This window comes from Streptomyces sp. NPDC001513 (assembly GCF_042894695.1).
Classification (GTDB): Bacteria; Actinomycetota; Actinomycetes; order Streptomycetales; family Streptomycetaceae; genus Streptomyces.
Window position 1 is genome coordinate 23,358 of record NZ_JBIAVU010000010.1, and the last position, 17,419, is coordinate 40,776.

Annotated in this window: 14 protein-coding genes; 5 read left to right on the forward strand and 9 right to left on the reverse strand. The window is 73.5% G+C overall.

Going from position 1 to position 17,419, the window contains the following annotated elements:
* Window positions 1–6: 6 nt before the first annotated feature.
* Entirely contained in the window at window positions 7–507 is a 501-nt protein-coding gene (locus ACFYZ4_RS22645) for a DUF1203 domain-containing protein (protein ID WP_384344798.1), read from the reverse strand.
* Window positions 508–646: 139 nt separating this feature from the next.
* On the opposite strand from ACFYZ4_RS22645, the gene pepN reads away from it, so the two are divergent.
* Window positions 647–3,232 carry an aminopeptidase N gene (pepN, locus tag ACFYZ4_RS22650; protein ID WP_390784657.1) on the forward strand — a complete coding sequence of 862 codons (2,586 nt, stop codon included), beginning with the start codon at window positions 647–649 and terminating at the stop codon, window positions 3,230–3,232.
* A 188-nt stretch (window positions 3,233–3,420) separates the two neighbouring features.
* Here the strand turns inward: pepN and ACFYZ4_RS22655 are convergent, their stop codons facing one another.
* From ACFYZ4_RS22655 to ACFYZ4_RS22670, 4 genes are read right to left on the reverse strand one after another with little or no spacing between them, the layout of a single operon-like run.
* The gene (locus tag ACFYZ4_RS22655) at window positions 3,421–4,320 is read right to left on the reverse strand and encodes a LysR family transcriptional regulator (protein ID WP_390784658.1); all 900 of its coding nucleotides are present in this window, start codon (window positions 4,318–4,320) and stop codon (window positions 3,421–3,423) included.
* 10 nt (window positions 4,321–4,330) lie between these two features.
* The gene (locus ACFYZ4_RS22660) at window positions 4,331–5,302 is read right to left on the reverse strand and encodes a DMT family transporter (protein WP_390784797.1); all 972 of its coding nucleotides are present in this window, start codon (window positions 5,300–5,302) and stop codon (window positions 4,331–4,333) included.
* Between the two features lie 53 nt (window positions 5,303–5,355).
* Window positions 5,356–6,291: an EamA family transporter gene (locus ACFYZ4_RS22665; protein WP_351302523.1), complete on the reverse strand. Its 936-nt coding sequence runs from the start codon at window positions 6,289–6,291 to the stop codon at window positions 5,356–5,358.
* A gap of 52 nt (window positions 6,292–6,343) precedes the next feature.
* Window positions 6,344–7,663, reverse strand: a complete 1,320-nt coding sequence (locus ACFYZ4_RS22670) for an MFS transporter (RefSeq protein WP_390784659.1) — start codon at window positions 7,661–7,663, stop codon at window positions 6,344–6,346.
* A 108-nt stretch (window positions 7,664–7,771) separates the two neighbouring features.
* On the opposite strand from ACFYZ4_RS22670, the gene ACFYZ4_RS22675 reads away from it, so the two are divergent.
* Window positions 7,772–8,263: a MarR family transcriptional regulator gene (locus ACFYZ4_RS22675; RefSeq protein ID WP_351597366.1), complete on the forward strand. Its 492-nt coding sequence runs from the start codon at window positions 7,772–7,774 to the stop codon at window positions 8,261–8,263.
* A gap of 41 nt (window positions 8,264–8,304) precedes the next feature.
* Here ACFYZ4_RS22675 and ACFYZ4_RS22680 read toward each other — a convergent pair whose 3' ends face one another.
* Window positions 8,305–8,676, reverse strand: a complete 372-nt coding sequence (locus ACFYZ4_RS22680; protein WP_390784660.1) for a winged helix-turn-helix transcriptional regulator — start codon at window positions 8,674–8,676, stop codon at window positions 8,305–8,307.
* A 91-nt stretch (window positions 8,677–8,767) separates the two neighbouring features.
* Here ACFYZ4_RS22680 and ACFYZ4_RS22685 point away from each other — a divergent pair, with 91 nt between their 5' ends.
* Window positions 8,768–9,607, forward strand: coding sequence for an SDR family oxidoreductase (locus tag ACFYZ4_RS22685; RefSeq protein ID WP_390784661.1), 840 nt, complete (start codon window positions 8,768–8,770; stop codon window positions 9,605–9,607).
* Between the two features lie 183 nt (window positions 9,608–9,790).
* On the opposite strand, the gene ACFYZ4_RS22690 is transcribed toward ACFYZ4_RS22685, so the two are convergent.
* Window positions 9,791–10,030, reverse strand: a complete 240-nt coding sequence (locus ACFYZ4_RS22690) for a hypothetical protein (protein WP_351302508.1) — start codon at window positions 10,028–10,030, stop codon at window positions 9,791–9,793.
* A 20-nt stretch (window positions 10,031–10,050) separates the two neighbouring features.
* Window positions 10,051–12,075 carry a 4-alpha-glucanotransferase gene (locus ACFYZ4_RS22695; RefSeq protein WP_390784662.1) on the reverse strand — a complete coding sequence of 675 codons (2,025 nt, stop codon included), beginning with the start codon at window positions 12,073–12,075 and terminating at the stop codon, window positions 10,051–10,053.
* A 193-nt stretch (window positions 12,076–12,268) separates the two neighbouring features.
* Here ACFYZ4_RS22695 and ACFYZ4_RS22700 point away from each other — a divergent pair, with 193 nt between their 5' ends.
* The gene (locus tag ACFYZ4_RS22700) at window positions 12,269–15,295 is read left to right on the forward strand and encodes a beta-N-acetylglucosaminidase domain-containing protein (RefSeq protein ID WP_390784663.1); all 3,027 of its coding nucleotides are present in this window, start codon (window positions 12,269–12,271) and stop codon (window positions 15,293–15,295) included.
* 174 nt (window positions 15,296–15,469) lie between these two features.
* Here ACFYZ4_RS22700 and ACFYZ4_RS22705 read toward each other — a convergent pair whose 3' ends face one another.
* Window positions 15,470–16,006, reverse strand: a complete 537-nt coding sequence (locus tag ACFYZ4_RS22705) for an HNH endonuclease (RefSeq protein WP_189737015.1) — start codon at window positions 16,004–16,006, stop codon at window positions 15,470–15,472.
* 260 nt (window positions 16,007–16,266) lie between these two features.
* On the opposite strand from ACFYZ4_RS22705, the gene ACFYZ4_RS22710 reads away from it, so the two are divergent.
* Window positions 16,267–17,349: a mechanosensitive ion channel family protein gene (locus ACFYZ4_RS22710; protein WP_384344823.1), complete on the forward strand. Its 1,083-nt coding sequence runs from the start codon at window positions 16,267–16,269 to the stop codon at window positions 17,347–17,349.
* The last annotated feature ends 70 nt before the right edge of the window (window positions 17,350–17,419 follow it).

Here is a 17,419-nt window from a genome sequence, read left to right on the forward strand (position 1 = left end):
CGCACGTCACGGCCTGCGGACCTCGAACAGGAAGCAGCCGAACTCGGCGGCGCGCACGTGCGCGAGGACCACCGCGGGGTCCGCGAAGGCCTCGTCGAGGGCCCGTTCGATCATCCCGTCGGCATCCGTGCCCAGTTCCAGGACCTGCCCGCCGAGAATGTGCCCGCGGGCGTCGTACCGCCGGACGGTGCGCCGCACGCCGGGCCGGGCGAAGGGGTGGCCCTGCCCGTCCGACGGTCCGCCGCAGTCCTCGGCGTGGACGAAGACGGGCCCCTGCTCGTCGTAGGCCCCCGGATCCACACCCGTGGCGGCGGCCCAGCGCCGCAGCGGTGCGTACGAGACGAGCGCGATCCGCTCACCGGCCGTGCCGGGTCGCAGGCAGCACCGCAGCGGCGCCCCGCCCTCCTCGTCGGTGAACGGGACGCAGTCCCGCCCTGCGTCGTCGCGGTCGCGGAGCTCCTTGAGCGCCGCCTCGTGAATGGGCATCGCCCGGTATGCGCTGTTCATACCCATCAGCATGGCGCAGCCGACCGTCGCAATCCGGCAGGTTTCCGACCTCGTGTTCGCCGGTGGATTACTCCGCGCCGGTGACGCCCCCCTCGTGGAAGGATGACGGGGCAACGTCACCATCAAAGGAGATGACCGCGTGCCTGGCACGAATCTCACCCGTGAAGAGGCTCAGCAGCGGGCAAAGCTGCTCACCGTCGACTCGTACGAGATCGAACTCGATCTCAGCGGGGCGCAGGAGGGTGGGACCTACCCGTCCGTGACCACCGTGCGCTTCCAGTCGGCCGAGGCCGGGGCCGAGACCTTCATCGACCTGGTCGCACCGGCCGTGCACGAGGTCGTCCTCAACGGCAGGTCGCTGGACGTCGCGGCGGTCTTCCGGGACTCCCGCATCGCCCTGGCCCACCTGGCGGCCGGGGCCAACGAGCTCCGGGTCGTCGCGGACTGCGCCTACACCAACACCGGCGAGGGCCTCCACCGCTTCGTGGACCCTGTCGACGAGCAGGCCTACCTCTACACCCAGTTCGAGGTGCCGGACGCGCGGCGGGTCTTCGCCAGCTTCGAGCAGCCCGACCTGAAGGCCACGTTCCAGTTCACCGTGACGGCCCCCGAGGGCTGGACGGTCATCTCGAACTCCCCGACGCCCGAGGCCGCGGACGTCAAGGACAACGTCTGGCGCTTCGAGCCGACCCCGCGCATCTCCTCGTACATCACGGCGCTCATCGTCGGCCCGTACCACGCGGTGCACAGCTCGTACGAGGGCAAGGACGGCCAGTCCGTGCCGCTCGGCATCTACTGCCGGCCCTCGCTCGCCGAGTTCCTCGACGCGGACGCGATCTTCGACGTCACCCGGCAGGGCTTCGACTGGTTCCAGGAGAAGTTCGCCTACGACTACCCCTTCGCCAAGTACGACCAGCTCTTCGTGCCGGAGTTCAACGCGGGCGCGATGGAGAACGCGGGCGCGGTCACCATCCGTGACCAGTACGTCTTCCGCTCCAAGGTGACGGACGCGGCCTACGAGGTGCGCGCGGAGACGATCCTCCACGAGCTCGCGCACATGTGGTTCGGCGACCTGGTCACCATGGAGTGGTGGAACGACCTGTGGCTGAACGAGTCGTTCGCCACGTACACGTCGATCGCCTGCCAGGCGTACGCCGAGGGCTCGAAGTGGCCGCACGCGTGGACCACCTTCGCCAACTCCATGAAGACGTGGGCGTACCGGCAGGACCAGCTGCCGTCCACGCACCCGATCATGGCCGACATCCGTGACCTGGACGACGTCCTCGTCAACTTCGACGGCATCACGTACGCCAAGGGCGCCTCGGTGCTCAAGCAGCTCGTGGCCTACGTCGGCCAGGACGCCTTCTTCAAGGGCGTGCAGGCGTACTTCAAGGCGCACGCCTTCGGGAACACGCGCCTGTCCGACCTGCTGGGCGCCCTGGAGGAGACCTCCGGCCGCGACCTGACCGCCTGGTCGAAGGCGTGGCTGGAGACGGCCGGGATCAACATCCTGCGCCCGGAGATCACCACCGACGCGAACGGCGTGATCACCGCCTTCGGCATCCGCCAGGAGGCGCCCGCGCTGCCCGCCGGCGCCAAGGGCGAGTCCACCCTGCGCCCGCACCGCATCGCGGTCGGCCTGTACGAGCTCCAGGACGGCGCCCTCGTGCGCACCGACCGGATCGAGCTGGACATCGACGGCGCGCTCACCACGGTGCCGGAGCTCGCCGGCCGGGCCCGCCCGGCGGTCGTCCTGCTGAACGACGACGACCTGTCGTACGCGAAGGTCCGCCTCGACGAGGAGTCCCTCGCCACGGTCACGGCGCACATCGGCGACTTCGCGGAGTCCCTGCCGCGCGCCCTGTGCTGGGCCTCCGCCTGGGACATGACGCGCGACGGCGAGCTGCCCACCCGCGACTACCTCGCGCTGGTGCTCTCGGGCATCGGCAAGGAGTCCGACATCGGCGTCGTCCAGTCGCTGCACCGCCAGGTGAAGCTGGCCGTGGACCTGTACGCCGACCCGGCATGGCGGGAGCAGGGCCTGGCGGCCTGGACCGAGGCCACGCTGGAGCACCTGCGTGCGGCGGCCCCGGGCAGCGACCACCAGCTCGCCTGGGCCCGCGCCTTCGCGGCCACGGCCCGCACCGAGGGACAGCTGACCTACCTGTCGGCGCTGCTCGACGGCGCGGCGGAGATCGAGGGCCTGGCCGTCGACACCGAGCTGCGCTGGTCGTTCCTGGAGCGGCTCGCCGCGACGGGCGTCGCCGAGGAGGGCGCCATCGCGGCGGAGCTGGAGCGGGACCCCACCGCGGCCGGTGAGCGCCACGCGGCGACCGCGCGGGCGGCGCGCCCGACGGCGGAGGCCAAGGCTCAGGCGTGGGCCTCGGTGGTGGAGTCCGCGGACCTCCCCAACGCGGTGCAGGAGGCCGTGATCGGCGGCTTCGTCCAGACGGACCAGCGCGAGCTGCTGGCCCCGTACACCGCGAAGTACTTCGCGGCGGTCAAGGAGGCCTGGGACACCCGCAGCCACGAGATCGCCCAGCAGATCGCGGTGGGTCTGTACCCGACGCTCCAGGTCTCCGCGGACACGCTGGACGCGACGGACGCGTGGCTGGCCTCGGCCGAGCCGAACGCTGCGCTGCGCCGCCTCGTCTCGGAGTCCCGCGCGGGCGTCGAGCGCGCCCTGAAGGCCCAGGCGGCCGACGCGGCCGCCGCGCAGTCCTAGCGGGCCGCACCCCCCTGGGGCTCCGCCCCAGACCCCGCGCCTCAAACGCCGGCGGGGCTGGATCTTCCAGCCCGCCCGGCGTTTGAGGGCGCGGGTGCGGAGCGCGCGTACGGGGTCCGGGGCGGAGCCCCGGGAAACGGTGAAAGGGCGGGGCGGGGAGACGGCTCCGCGCAGCGGCACACCCGGGGTCAGCGTCCCGCGGCTACGGCGCGGAGCGCGGCCAGGACGTGGGACAGGGCGGGCGCAGCCTCGGCGCCACGCCGGACCGCGGCGATCACGTGCCGCGTCGGCCGATCGTGCGCGAGGACCCGCACCGCCACACCCGACGCCCGGCTCGACACCATCCGCGGCACCAGCGCCACCCCCATCCCCGCCTCGACCATGGCCAGGATCGCCGTCCACCCGGACGCCGAGTGGGCCTGTTCCGGGACGAAGCCCGCCGCCTCGCACGCGGTGCGGGTGATCTCCGACCAGGGGCCGCTGCCCCCGTAGATCCACCGGTCGCCGGACAGGTCCGCCAGCCGCAGCCCCGCCGCGCCCGCCAGCGGATGCCCCGGCGGGAGCGCCACGTCCAGCGGGTCCTCCAGCAGCGTCACCCGGGTGAACCGGGCGTCCCGCGCGGTCGGCGCGTGCGCGGCCAGCGACAGCGCCAGGTCCACGCCCCCGGCCGACAGGAGCTCGTACGACTCCGCCGCCTCGGCCTCCCGGACCCGTACCTCCACGCCCGGCCGGGTCGTGCGCAGCGCCGCCACCGCCGGGACCACGAGCGCCGGCACGGCCGTGGAGAAGGCGCCGACGCGTACTTCGCCCGCGTCCCCGGCCAGATATCCGGCCAGCTCCGCGTCGGCCGCCTCCAGCTGCGCGAACACCGCCTCCGCGTGCCGCAGTACGAGGTGGGCCGCGTCGGTGAGGCGGACCCGCCGGCCCTCGGCCTCCAGCAGGGTCACCCCGAGCTGCCGGGCGAGGTTCGTCAGCTGCTGCGAGACCGCCGAGGGCGTCATGTGCAGCGCCTCGGCCGTCGCGGTCACGGTCCCCCGTTCGGCGAGGGCCCGCAGGATCCGCAGCTTCTTGATGTCCCACTCCGTCATGGGCCCGAACCTATCTCCGCGCACTGGGGGAACGTCGTGTCGGTGAGGCCGGGCCCGCCGACACGACGCTCCCCAACCCCACACCGCCCAGGATCAGCGCCATGCAGAGCAGTTGCGCCGGTCCGGTCTGCTCGCCCAGGAGCAGGAAGCCGAGCCCCGCCACGCACACCGGCTGGAGGTAGTAGACGACTCCGGCGCGGGCCGCCCCGATGATCGTGATCGCCTTGTTCCAGGCGAAGAAGGCGACGGCCGAGGAGAAGACGCCGACGTAGAGCAGCGGTCCGACCGTCCCGGTGGTGATCTCGAAGCCGCCCTGGACGGAGACGGAGACGGCGTAGACGGGTGCCAGCATCAGCGCGCCGAGCACGAAGGTGGTGATCAGGAAGGCCAGTCCGCCCAGTTCGGCGGGCTTGCGCCGGAGCAGTGCGCTGTACGTGGCGAAGGAGAGGGCCGCGGCGAACATCCACAGGTCGCCGGCGCCGAAGTCGAAGCCGAGGGAGCCGTCGCCGACGAGCAGCAGCACGCCGAGGGCGGCGAGCAGCATTCCGATGGTCCGCCTGGCGCCGAGCCGTTCGCCGCCGAGGCGGGCGTAGAGCGCCATGATGACGGGCGAGGCGGCCATGATCATGCCCATGTTGGAGGCGGAGGTGGTCAGTCCGGCCTGGTGCACGAGCGTGTTGTAGAGGGCGACGCCGAACAGCGAGGCGAGGGCGATGTAGCCGAAGTGCCGCCGGATCAGGGCCCGCTGCTGCCAGGCCTGGCGGGCGGCGAAGGGGGCGACGGCGATCAGGGCGATGATCCAGCGCCAGAAGACCGCCTGGACGGGCGGGACGGTCTCGGCCATTCCCCGGGTGGCGACGAAGCTGCCGGACCAGACGACCGTCGCGGTCAGGGCGAGGAGGACGCCGAGCCCGGCGGCACCCTTCTTCCCCGTGCTGCCGGGCTCGGCGTGCGAAACGGTGCGGACGCGGTCGCGGTCCATGACGGCCACTGGGTGTCTCCCCCTCGGAGTCGGTCGGGCTCTCTGTCGTCGGACTACCGTCGCACCTGCTCATCGGTCAGGTCCATCGAAATGTTTCGATCGATTCGTTCAGTAGAACTGAAAGGTTGGGGCTTGCGGGCGGCGACCGCAAGCTGGCCGGCGACGGTGGCTCCGAAGGCGATGGCCATGCCCACGAGCTGTACGGGCGACAGCGCCTGGCCGAGGGCGGCCCAGCCGATGACGGCGGCGGTGAGCGGGGAGAGCGGGCCGAGCAGGGTGACGGAGGTGGCGGTGAGCTGTCCGATGCCGCGGAACCAGAGCCAGTACGCGATCCCGGTGTTGATCAGCATCATGTAGCCGTAGCCGAGGAAGGCCCTGCCGTCGAGCGCGGGCGGGGCTCCCTCGACGAGGGCGGCCACCGGGATGATGAACAGCCCGCCGGCGGTGAGCTGCCAGCCGGTCATCGCCAGCGGGCCGACGCCCTCGGGGCGGCCCCAGCGCTTGGTCATCACGGTGCCGGCGCCCATGGAGGCGGAGGAGACCACACCGGCGATGACGCCGACGAGGTCGAGCTTCGCCTCGGCGGTCAGGACGACCATGCTCACGCCGAACGCGCCCACGACGGCGGCCAGTACGGTGCGCAGGCTCGCCCGCTCCCCGAGGAGGAGGGCGGCGAGTCCTACGACGAACAGCGGGCCGGCGGCGCCCAGTACGGCCGCGACACCGCCGGGGAGCCGGTAGGCGGAGAGGAAGAGGAGCGGGAAGAAGGCGCCGATGTTGAGGATGCCGAGGACGGCGGACTTCCACCACCACACGCCCTTGGGCAGGGTGCGGGCCAGGGCGGTCAGCAGCAGGCCGGCGGGCAGGGCCCGCATGACCCCGGTGAACAGCGGCCGGTCGGGCGGCAGCAGTTCGGTGGCCACGGCGTAGGTGGAGCCCCAGGAGATGGGGGCGAGGGCGGTCAGGGCGACGGTGGCTGCACGCTTCATGGCGGGTGGCTCCCTGTCGGTGGGTGAGGAAGGCGGGGCCGGGCGGGGTGGTTCAGGCGGCGACGGTGGCCGGCCGGCGTTCCGGGGCCGTTCCATCAGCGAGGGCAACGGCGACGGCCGGCGGCTCGGCGTGCACGGCTCCGGCCGGCAGGTGCGGTTCCAGCCGGACCAGTGCGAGGGCGGCCCCGAGTGCGGCGACGGTGAGGACGGCCCAGGGCAGCCGGCCGTCGACGGCGAGCAGGGCGGTGAAGAGGGAGGGGGCGAGCGCACTGGCCAGCGAGTAGGACAGCTGGTAGGTGGCCAGGTAGCGGCCGCGAACGGCCTCGGGGGCGGCGGAGACCGACAGGGCGCCGCCGGAGGGGCTGTGGACCAGTTCGCCGAGGGTGTAGACAACGACGATGGCCAGCAGGGCGACCAGGGTCACGGTCTGGCCGGGGCGCAGCGTGCCGAGCACGATCTGTCCGGCGAAGGCGGCGGCGAAGAGCAGGGCGCCGAGGGCGGCCGAGCGGGTGCGGCGGGCGCCGGAGCGGCGGACCCGGCCCGCGATCAGCACGCCGATCCCTGCGCACAGGACGGTGTTGACGGTGAAGGCGGCTCCGGTGAGGGAGTCGGGGGCCGCCAGCCAGGTGGAGAGGTAGAGCGGGAAGAGCACGGAGAGGGCGGAGTAGCCCAGCGCGGTGAGGAAGTTGGCGGCGGTCAGGCCGAGGAAGGGGCGGTCGCGCAGGACCATCCGGTATCCGGCGGGAGCCCGCCTCGCGGGGCCGGCCACGGCGTCGCGGACCGGGCGGACCCGGCTGACGAGCAGTCCGGCGAGCGCGAAGGCGAGGGAGTTGGCCCAGGCGGTGTACGTGAACCCGCCGGTGCCCCACAGGGCCAGCACCCCGGTGACGAGCAGGGCGCCCGCGCCCATCCCGGCGTTCTGCAGGGCCCTGGTGGAGGCCTGGAGCCGGTCGCGGGCGGCGCCCCGCGCCACCTCGCCGATGAGGGACTGCTGGACGACGCCGAAGGAGCGGTCGGCGAGCGCCGTGACGAGGGCGACGGCCGCGAAGGCGGGCAGGGAGCTCGCGAAGGGGTAGAGGGCGAAGCCGAGCGCCCGTATGCCGTAGAGCACCAGGTTGACCCTCTTGGCGCCGAACCGGTCGACGGCCGAGCCGGCCAGCGGCATGAACGCCAGCCCGGTCAGTCCGGTGGCCGTCATGACCAGGCCGACGAGGGTGAGGGAGAGGCCGGTGACGTGGTGGAAGAAGACCAGCGAGAACGGGACGTACATGCCGATCCCGACCGCGCTGATGCCGATGCCGAGGAGAAGCGACCGCTCCCCCGCGACCTTCGCCTCCCCGGTGGCGGCTGCCTTGCTCCTGAACACTGCCATGACGGCCTCTCCCCCAGATTCGGTTGCTGGTAAGTAGCTTACTATTAAGCTACTTATCGTCAAGCAACTTTCTTGCGAACGATCTCGGGGAAGCGAAATACTGCGCTCATGAGTGAGGACAAGGACGCCGTCGACGCGATCACGGCCCAGTGGTTCGCCGTGCGCCCCGACCTGGACACCGCCCCCATGGCCGTCTTCGGACGCATCTACCGGATCGCCAAGGCCATGGGCGACGCGATGGAGGAGCGCTACGCGCGCTTCGGCATCTCGCGCGGGGAGTTCGACGTCGTCGCCACCCTGCGCCGTTCGGGCGCCCCGTACACGCTCTCGCCCCGCCAGCTCTCGGCGACGCTCATGCTCACCACCGGCGGCATGACCGGGCGGCTGGACAAGCTGGAGAAGGCCGGGCTGCTGTGCCGCAAGCCCGATCCGCACGACCGGCGGGGGCTCCAGGTGACGATCACCGACCGCGGCCTCGCGCTCATCGACGAGGCGGTCGCCGCCGGCCTGGAGGTGCAGCGCGACGCGCTGACCGGGCTGAGCGACGAGGAGGTCGGCGTACTCACCGGCCTGCTCCGCAAGCTACTGGCCGGCATCTGAGGCATGTGCGGTGCGGTGCCGTCCGGAACAGTGCCGGTTTGCTATCCCGCGCTGCGCGGCGGCAGTCTCCGCGTGATCCGGTCGAACAGCTCCGTCAGCGGCTCGCCGATGTCCCGGCCGAACTCCGTCAGCCCGTAGGTGACCTGGGGTGGCGTCGTCGGCTCGACCTCCCGCCAGACCAGGCCGTCCTGGACCAGCGCGCGCAGGGTCTGGGCGAGCATCTTCTCGCTGATCCCCTGGATGCTCTGGCGCAGCTCGTAGAACCGTAGGTCGCTGCTCCGCAAGGAGATCAGCACCCAGACGCCCCACCTGCTCGTCACGTGGTCGACCACATCGCGCGCGGGGCAGTCGGTGTGAAGCACGTCATACCGCGCCCCCGCCTCACCCTGCCTGTGCTGCGCGCCTCCCGCCATGCCATGAGCTTACCTCGGGGTATGTCCTTACCAAAAGTTAGCCCCACTCCTAGCGTGAAGACCACAGAGGACATCCCACAAGGAGCTGATCATGATCGTGGTAACCGGGGCTACCGGAAATATCGGCCGGCCGTTGACGCAGGCGCTGGCCGAGGCGGGCCGGCAGGTGACGGCTGTGTCACGGCACACGGCGGCAGTGCCCGACGGCGTGCGCCACGTGGAGGCCGACCTGGCCCGGCCGGCCGGCCTCAAGCCCGCGCTGGCCGGGGCGGAGGCGCTGTTCCTGCTCCTGTCCGGCGACCTGCACGCCACCGGAGCCGGCCCTGCCGACATCATCGGCGAAGCTGCGGCCAGCGGGGTCCGCCGGGTCGTCCTGCTCTCCACACTGGGCGTCGTGACCAGGCCCTTCGGCACCACGCGGATCGCGATGCGCGCCCTGGAGGACACGCTGCGGGAGTCCGGCCTGGAGTGGGCCATCCTGCGGCCGGGAGGCTTCGCCTCCAACGCTCTGTGGTGGGCCGAGTCCGTCCGCGCGCAGCAGGTCGTCGCCGCGCCCTTCGGCGACGTCGGAGTGCCGATCATCGACCCGGCGGACATCGCCGCGGTAGCGGCGGCCTGCCTGCTGAACGGCCGGCACACCGGCGGCGTGTACGAGCTGACCGGCCCGGAGGTGATCACTCCGCGCCAGCAGGCGGAGGCCATTGCCGCCGCGCTGGGCTCGCCGGTGAGGTTTCACGAGCTCACCCGCGACGAGGCCAAGGCCGCCATGACCCGGAGCATGCCGGGGGAGCTCGCCGACGACACTCTGGACATCCTTGGTTCCCCGAACCCGTCCGAGCTGCGTGTCAGCCCGGACGTCCAGCGGGTCCTCGGCCGCGCCCCGCGCCCCTTCGCCGACTGGGCCGCCCGCCATGCCGCCGCGTTCCGCTGAGACCGGTCAGCGCCGCCGGAACCGGTCTGGCACATCCGCGGCATGTGCCGCATCTGCCGTGTCCGCCGTGTCCACGGACACGACAAGGCGCCGGGGGTCGCCGCACGGCCGAGGTGAATCGGCGGTGCGGACCCCCGGCGCCCGGAAAGTCCCGTGGTCCCGACCCCGTGGGGCCGGACCCGCTCAGGCCTGCTTCTGCGGCCTGTCCGACTTGTCGAGGACCATCACGAGACCCGCGATGACCAGGAACAGAACGATCGGCAGGGCCACGTACAGACCGAGCGTCTCGCCAATGCTCAGGCCCGGGCCCGGGTCGTCGCCGTCGTCGCGGCTCACCGCGAGGGCGGGAGACGTCATCAGCAGCATCATCAGCGTCGTTCCGGCCGTGACGGCGCCGGCGCGCAGAGCGTTCTTCTTGTCCACGGTGCAAACGTAGCGAACACCTAAACGGGGCGCGCGCCCGGGGGTGCCGTACGAGGTCGCACGCCCTCCGCCAGCGCCCCCAACAGGGCGTTCGCGCGGGGCGAGGCGACCAGCTCCTCCAGCGTCAGCGGCCGCCCCGCGGCATCGGCGACCGGAAGCCGCCAATTGGGGTACTGGTCCCAGGTGCCGGGCAGGTTCTGCGGCCGCCGGTCCCCCACCGCGTCCGGCAGCCAGACGCCGACCAGCCGTGCCGGGGTGCGCAGCAGGAACTCGTACAGGGCCCGTACGGCGGCCTCCTCGCCCTTGGTCTCCAGGCCGAGCCCGTCCAGCAGTTCCAGCCACTCCGCGGTGTCGGCGGCGTCCTCGGCCCGTTCCTGCGCGGCCGGGCGGGTCAGCAGGCCGAGCCGGTCGCGCAGTTCCACATGCGCACCGGCGAGTTTGGCGGCCGTGGGCGGCAGGTCGTGGGTGGTGGCGGTGGCCAGGCAGTCGGCCCGCCAGGCCTGCGGCGGGAGCGGGTGCCCGGTGCCGGCCCAATCCCGCTCGAACCAGAGCACCGAGGTGCCGAGCACCCCGCGCCGGGCCAGTTCCCGGCGGACCCGCGGCTCCACCGTCCCGAGGTCCTCGCCGATGACCAGGGCGCCGGCCCGGTGGGCCTCCAGGACCAGGATCGCCAGCATGGCCTCGCCGTCGTAGCCCACGTACGTGCCCTCGGCGGGCGGGGTCCCCTCCGGGATCCACCACAGCCGGAACAGGCCCATCACGTGGTCGATCCGCAGCGCGCCGGCGTAGCTGAACACCCCGCGCAGCAGTGACCGGAAGGGGGCGTAGGCGGTGGCGGCCAGCACGTCGGGGCGCCACGGCGGCAGCCCCCAGTCCTGGCCGCGCGCGTTGAAGGCGTCCGGCGGGGCGCCGACCGAGAGGTGCCGGGCGTAGCAGGGCGACCCCCAGACGTCGGAACCCTGCGGGTGCACCCCGACCGCGAGGTCGTGGACGATGCCGACCGTCATGCCCGCCTCGCGGGCGGCCCGCTGGGCGGCGGCGAGCTGGCCGTCCGTCAGCCAGACCAGCCAGCGGTGGAAGTCGGCGCGCTCCTTCGGGTCCTCTCCGGCGTGCCCGGCGCACCAGGCGGCGTGCACGTCCAGCGGTGCGCCCTGCTCGGCGCAGAACGCCCGGTAGGCGGCCTCGCGTCCGGGCGTGCGCGGGACGGCGTACAGCAGCTCCAGGGCCTGTCGCTTGAGGGCCCAGACGGCGTCCCGGTCGATGTGCGCGCCCTTCTCCAGCACCTCGCTGCGCAGTTGCGCGCCCTGCCCGGCGAGTTCGGCGAGGGCCGTGCGGTCGGGGCAGTCGGCGTACTCCGGGACGTCCTCGATCCGCAGGTGGACCGGGTCCGGGAAACGGCGCGAGGAGGGCCGGTACGGGGAGGGGTCGGTCGGGGTGCCGGGTACGGCCGCGTGCAGCGGGTTGACCTGGATGAAGCCCGCGCCGTGGGTGCGGCCGGCCCAGCGGGCGAGCGCCGCGAGGTCGCCGAGGTCGCCCATGCCCCAGGAGTGCTCGGAGAGCAGGGAGTAGAGCTGGACGAGCAGCCCGTGGGCCCGCTCGGGCGCGGCCGGGGCCCGCTCCGGGGCCACCACCAGGGTGGCCTCGGCGGTCCGCCCGTCGGACGCCCGGGCGGTGAGCCGGTGGATGCCCAGGGGCAGTCCGGGACCCCAGTCGAGTTCCTCCCCCGTCTCCTCGGCCACCACGCGGACCCGGGTGTCCGGCGGGAGGACGGCGGGCCGCGGCGGCACGGGCTCCCCCTGCCAGAGCACCACCGTCGGCGGCAGGAGCCGCCGGGCCGCCTCCCGCGTCTCCTCCTCGGCGGACACCCGGATGTTCTCGGGGTCGTCCGTGACCACCCCGAGCAGGCCGAGGACGGCCTTGACGGTGGCCTCCGGCACCTGGACGGTGACGTTCGCGGCGGGCTGGTAGGCGGTGGCGATGCCGTACAGGGCAGCGAGCCGGGCCAGGTCGTCCATCAACGGGCGCTCCTTCGTGCGTGCGGGCATGAGGGTGAGTCAGAAGCGTGGTGCAGAAGGGCGGGACGCCGCGGGGGAACACGCCAGCCATACCCACTCGGAGGGACCGCATTCCTGTCATATCCGGGTCAGATCACCCACCCGCATTGACACCCCAGCCGCACGAGTGGTGGGCTCGGGCTCATTCGTGCGAGTGGGGGACGTCTCGGGACGGGGAGGCTCTGTGCAGCTCAGGGGCAGGAAACGGTCGACGGCCGCCGCCATCGCGGTGATCGGGTCGCTGCTCGGCGGCGCCGTGGCCGCCGGGCCGCCCGGCACCCTCACGGCGCCCTCCGCCCCGGACTCGCCACCCCTCGCAGCGGGCGGTGGCGGCGCCTCCGCGGCCGGCGCCTCGGCCGGCGCCAACGGCGCCGTCGGCCCCGTGCTCGACCCGGGCGCCGACACCCCCCGGACGGCCGTGGACGGGCCCGCCGTGTGGCCCCGGCCGCAGTCGATGACCGCCGATCCGGCGCGCGAGGTGCCGCTGGGCACGGAGGCCGTGCTGGTCGCTCCGGCCGACACCGATCCGTACGCGCTCCAGGTGGTGCGGGACGCCCTGCGCAAGGCCGGCGTACGCACCCTCCACGAGCCGGCCCCGGGGACGCCGGTGCCCGAGCGGGGCACCGTCATACGGCTCGACGACGCGGCTGCGGAGCAGGCGCTGCGGGCCCTGGGCGCGACCGCCGCCACCGATCTGCCGGCCGGCGGCTACCGGCTGGCCGTGGGACGGCCCGGCGGGCGGGACACCGTCGCCCTGGCCGGCGTCGGCGAGGAGGGGCTCTTCCACGCGGCGCAGACGCTGCGCCAGCTGCTCGCGGCGGGCGGCGGGAAGGTGCCCGGGGTGCTGGTGCGGGACTGGCCGGCCGCGCCGGTGCGCGGGATCACCGAGGGCTTCTACGGGCAGCCGTGGACCGGTGAACAGCGCCTCGCCCAGGTGGACTTCATGGGCCGCACCAAGCAGAACCGGCTGCTGGTCGCGCCCGGGGACGACCCGTACCGGACGACGGGCTGGCGCACGGACTACCCGCAGGCGCAGCAGGAGGAGTTCCGCGCGCTGGCCGAACGGGCCCGCGCCAACCGGGTGGTCCTGGCCTGGGCGGTCACCCCCGGCCAGTCGATGTGCCTGTCCTCGGCCGCCGACCGGGCGGCCCTCGCGCGCAAGCTGGACTCGATGTGGGACCTCGGCTTCCGCGCCTTCCAGGTGCAGTTCCAGGACGTCAGCTACTCGGAATGGGGCTGCCGCGCGGACCGGGAGCGGTACGGGAAGGGCGCGGCGGCGGCCGCGAAGGCGCACGCGGAGGTCGCGAACGAGCTGGCCGCGCACCTCGCCGCCCGGTATCCGGGCGCGCCCGCCCTGTCGCTGCTGCCGACGGAGTACTACCAGGAGGGCGCCACCTCGTACCGGACGGCCCTCGCGGGCGCGCTGGACGCGCGGGTGGAGGTGGCCTGGACGGGCGTCGGCGTGGTGCCCCGCACGATCACGGGCAGGGAACTGGCCGGGGCGCGCTCCGCCATGGGGCAGCAGCCCCTGATCACCATGGACAACTACCCGGTCAACGACTGGGATCCGGGCCGCATCTTCCTCGGCCCGTACGCGGGCCGCGATCCCGCGGTGGCGGGCGGCTCGGCGGCGCTGCTGTCCAACGCGATGCAGCAGCCCATCCTGTCGCGGATCCCGCTCTTCACGGCGGCGGACTTCGCCTGGAACCCGCGCGGCTACCGGGCCGGAGAGTCCTGGCAGGCGGCGGTGCGCGACCTCTCGGGCTCCGACCCGCGCGAGCGCGCGGCGGTGGCGGCGCTCGCCGGGAACACCGCGTCGTCGGGGCTGAAGCAGGAGGAGTCGGCGTATCTGAAGCCGCTGGTCGAGCAGTTCTGGAAGGCCCGCGCCGCGGGCGATCCGGCGGCCGGGGCCGAGCTGCGCAAGGCGTTCACGGTCCTGCGCGAGGCCCCCGACCGGCTGCCGGCCCTGTCGGACGAGGCGGGGCCCTGGCTGGAACGGCTGGCGCGCTACGGAACGGCCGGCGAACTGGCCGTGGACGTCCTCCAGGCGCAGGCCCGCGGGGACGGGGCCGCCGCCTGGCAGGCCTCCCGGGCCCTGGCCGAGGTCCGCGAGGCACTGGCGGAACCGGGGACGGCCCGGGTGGACGAGGCCGTCCTGGAGCCCTTCCTGAAGCAGGCGGCGGCGGAGGCGGACGCCTGGACCGGGGTCTCCCGCACCACGGGCACGGTGACGAAGGAACCGGAGTCCTGGACGGTCCGGCTGGACGCCGCGCGCCCGCTGTCGGCGGTGACGGTGATGACGGAGCCGTTCCCGGCGGGGGCGCGGGGCGCGGCGGTGGAGGCGCACGTACCGGGCGAGGGCTGGCGCAAGATCGCCGACGCCTCGGCCTCCGGCTGGACCCAGGTGGACACGGCCGGACTGCGCGCGGACGCGGTACGGCTGTCCTGGGCCGGAACGGGCACCGCGCCCGCGGTGCACCAGGTGGTGCCCTGGTTCGGGGACGACCCGCGGGCCCGCTTCGAGCTGGCGGACGGGGCCGCGGCCGACGCCGAGATCGGCGGCGCCCCGCGGCGGATCTCGGCGCAGCTGTCCGCGCCGGGCCCCGCCGAGGTCCGCGGACCGCTGTCGGCGCGGCCGCCGGCGGGTATAGAGGTACGCCTCCCGGGGGTCGCGGTGGTGCCGCGCGGCGGGCAGGTGTCGATCCCGCTGGAGGTCGTGGTGGCGCCGGGCACCGCGCCCGGCACGTACGAGGTCCCGGTGACCTTCGACGGCGAGACCCGGACCCTGACGGTACGGGCCGTGCCCCGTACCGGCGGCCCGGACCTGCTGCGCACCGCGCGGGCCACCTCCTCGGCGGACGAGACCCGGGCCTTCCCGGCCTCGGCGGCCGTGGACGGCTCCCCGACCACCCGCTGGTCCTCACCGGCGGTGGACGGGGCGTGGTGGCAGGCGCAGCTGCCCGCCCCGGCCCGGATCGGCCGGCTGGAGCTGCACTGGCAGGACGCGTACCCGTCGGCCTACCGGGTGGAGACCTCGGCGGACGGAACCACCTGGCGCCCGGCGATCACGGTCGCGGCCTCCAAGGGCGGCCGCGAATCCCTGCGCCTGGACGCGCCCGACACCCGCTACCTCCGCATCACGTGCGACCGCCGCGCCACCCGCTACGGCTGCTCCCTCTGGTCTGCGGAGGCGTACGCGGTCACGCCTTAGAGTGCGGCGCCGCTACGGGGGCCAGCCCCCGGACCCCCGCGCCTCAAACGCCGGCGGGGCTGATTTTCAGGGCTGAGGCCAGCCAAATCCAGCCCCGCCGGCGTTTGAGGCGCGGGGTCTGGGGCGGAGCCCCAGCAGCCGGGCCGCAGGCTACTGGGGCGGCGGACCCGCGGGTCAGGAGGCCGCTACCCCGATGCGCTCCAGCGCGTCCTCGGCCCCGTACGGCTGGAGGTACGGCATCCAGCGCGGATCCCTGTGCCCCGTCCCGATGATCCGCCAGGCCAGCCCGGAAGGAGGCGCCGGCTGGTGGCGCAGGCGCCAGCCCAGCTCCAGCAGGTGCCGGTCGGCCTTGACGTGGTTGCAGCGCCGGCATGCGGCGACGACGTTGTCCCAGGCGTGCTGTCCGCCCCGGCTGCGCGGGATCACGTGGTCCACGCTGGTGGCGACGGCTCCGCAGTACATGCAGCGCCCGCCGTCCCGCGCGAACAGGGCGCGCCGGGTGAGTGGAACGGGCCCCCGGTAGGGGACCCGCACGAAGCGCTTGAGCCGTACCACGCTGGGAGCGGGGACGACCCTCGTCGCGCTGTGCAGATAGGCGCCGGATTCCTCCAGGGAGACCGCTTTGTTCTCCAGGACGAGGACGAGCGCGCGGCGGAGCGGTACGACGCCGAGGGGCTCGTACGACGCATTGAGGACCAGGACGTGCGGCACGGACTGCCTCCTTGTACGTCGGCGGCGCGTGGCTCGCGCCGGGACGATCTGCTCTCCAGTCTCTCCTTACGGCTGGTCGAAGCGCCACCACGCACCCGTAACGGGTCCGAGGTGTTTTCAACCACAGTCAGTCATCCCCAGGTGAGTCTGGTCTCTCCCTCGAACACGGCACCAAGGTGAAGGGATTGCCCCGTTAGTGTGGTTGGTCTGCCCCTACAACCCGTTCCGCGGGCAGACCGCTACACCTGGAGGTTCCCGTCGTGCCCTGGCCCGCCGCTCTGCTGCCGTTGGCAGCCGACGTTCCGGACGCGCCCGCCTCGGTCAAGGAGGCGCAGGCCAGCGTCACCGAGGCCGCGAGCTTCATCGAGCAGAACTGGGCCACCTGGCTGAGCATCGGCCTGCGGATCCTGCTGATCGTGGTGATCGCGGGGGTCATACGGTCGGTGGTCCGCAAGGCGCTGACCAAGCTGATAACCCGGATGAACACCAGCGCGGAGGCGGTCGAGGGCACCGCGCTCGGCGGGCTGCTGGTCAATGCGGAGCGGCGGCGCCAGCGTTCGGAGGCGATCGGCTCGGTCCTGCGTTCGGTGGCCTCCTTCCTGATCCTCGGCACGGCCGCGCTGATGGTCCTGGCCGCGCTGAAGATCGATCTGGCCCCGCTGCTGGCGAGTGCCGGTGTGGCCGGTGTGGCCATCGGTTTCGGCGCCCGGAACCTGGTCACGGACTTCCTGTCCGGCGTCTTCATGATCATGGAGGATCAGTACGGCGTCGGTGACAAGATCGACGCGGGCGTGGCCTCGGGCGAGGTCATCGAGGTCGGGCTGCGCGTGACCAAGCTGCGCGGGGACAACGGCGAGATCTGGTACGTGCGCAACGGCGAGATCAAGCGGATCGGCAACCTCAGCCAGGGCTGGGCGACCGCGGGCGTGGACGTCCAGGTCAAGCCGACGGAGAGCCTGCCGCGGATCCGCGAGGTGGTCCAGGGGGTCGCCGACACCCTGGCGAAGGAGTCCCCGTGGGACGAGCGCCTGTGGGGTCCGGTCGAGGTGCTGGGCCTGGGCGAGGTGCTGCTCGCCTCGATGACGGTGAACGTCTCGGCGAAGACGATGCCGGGCCAGCAGTTCGCGGTGGAGCGGGAGCTGCGCTGGCGGATCAAGGAGGCCTTCGACGCCGCGGGCATCCGGATCATCGGCGGCCTGCCGGCCGGGGACGAGGAGGACGAGGCCCCGGCGGACCCGTCGGCCTCCGTCGCCGCGCCGTCCGCGCTGGCGAACCCGGCCTCCCCGCAGTCGCTGGCCACGGCCCCGATCCCGCCGCCGGCCGGCCCGCGGATCACCAAGTAGCCGCCCCGCACCCCTTCCGTCCCCGCTGCCCCGCAGGTCATTCGCGAATGACCTGCGGGGCAGCGGCATT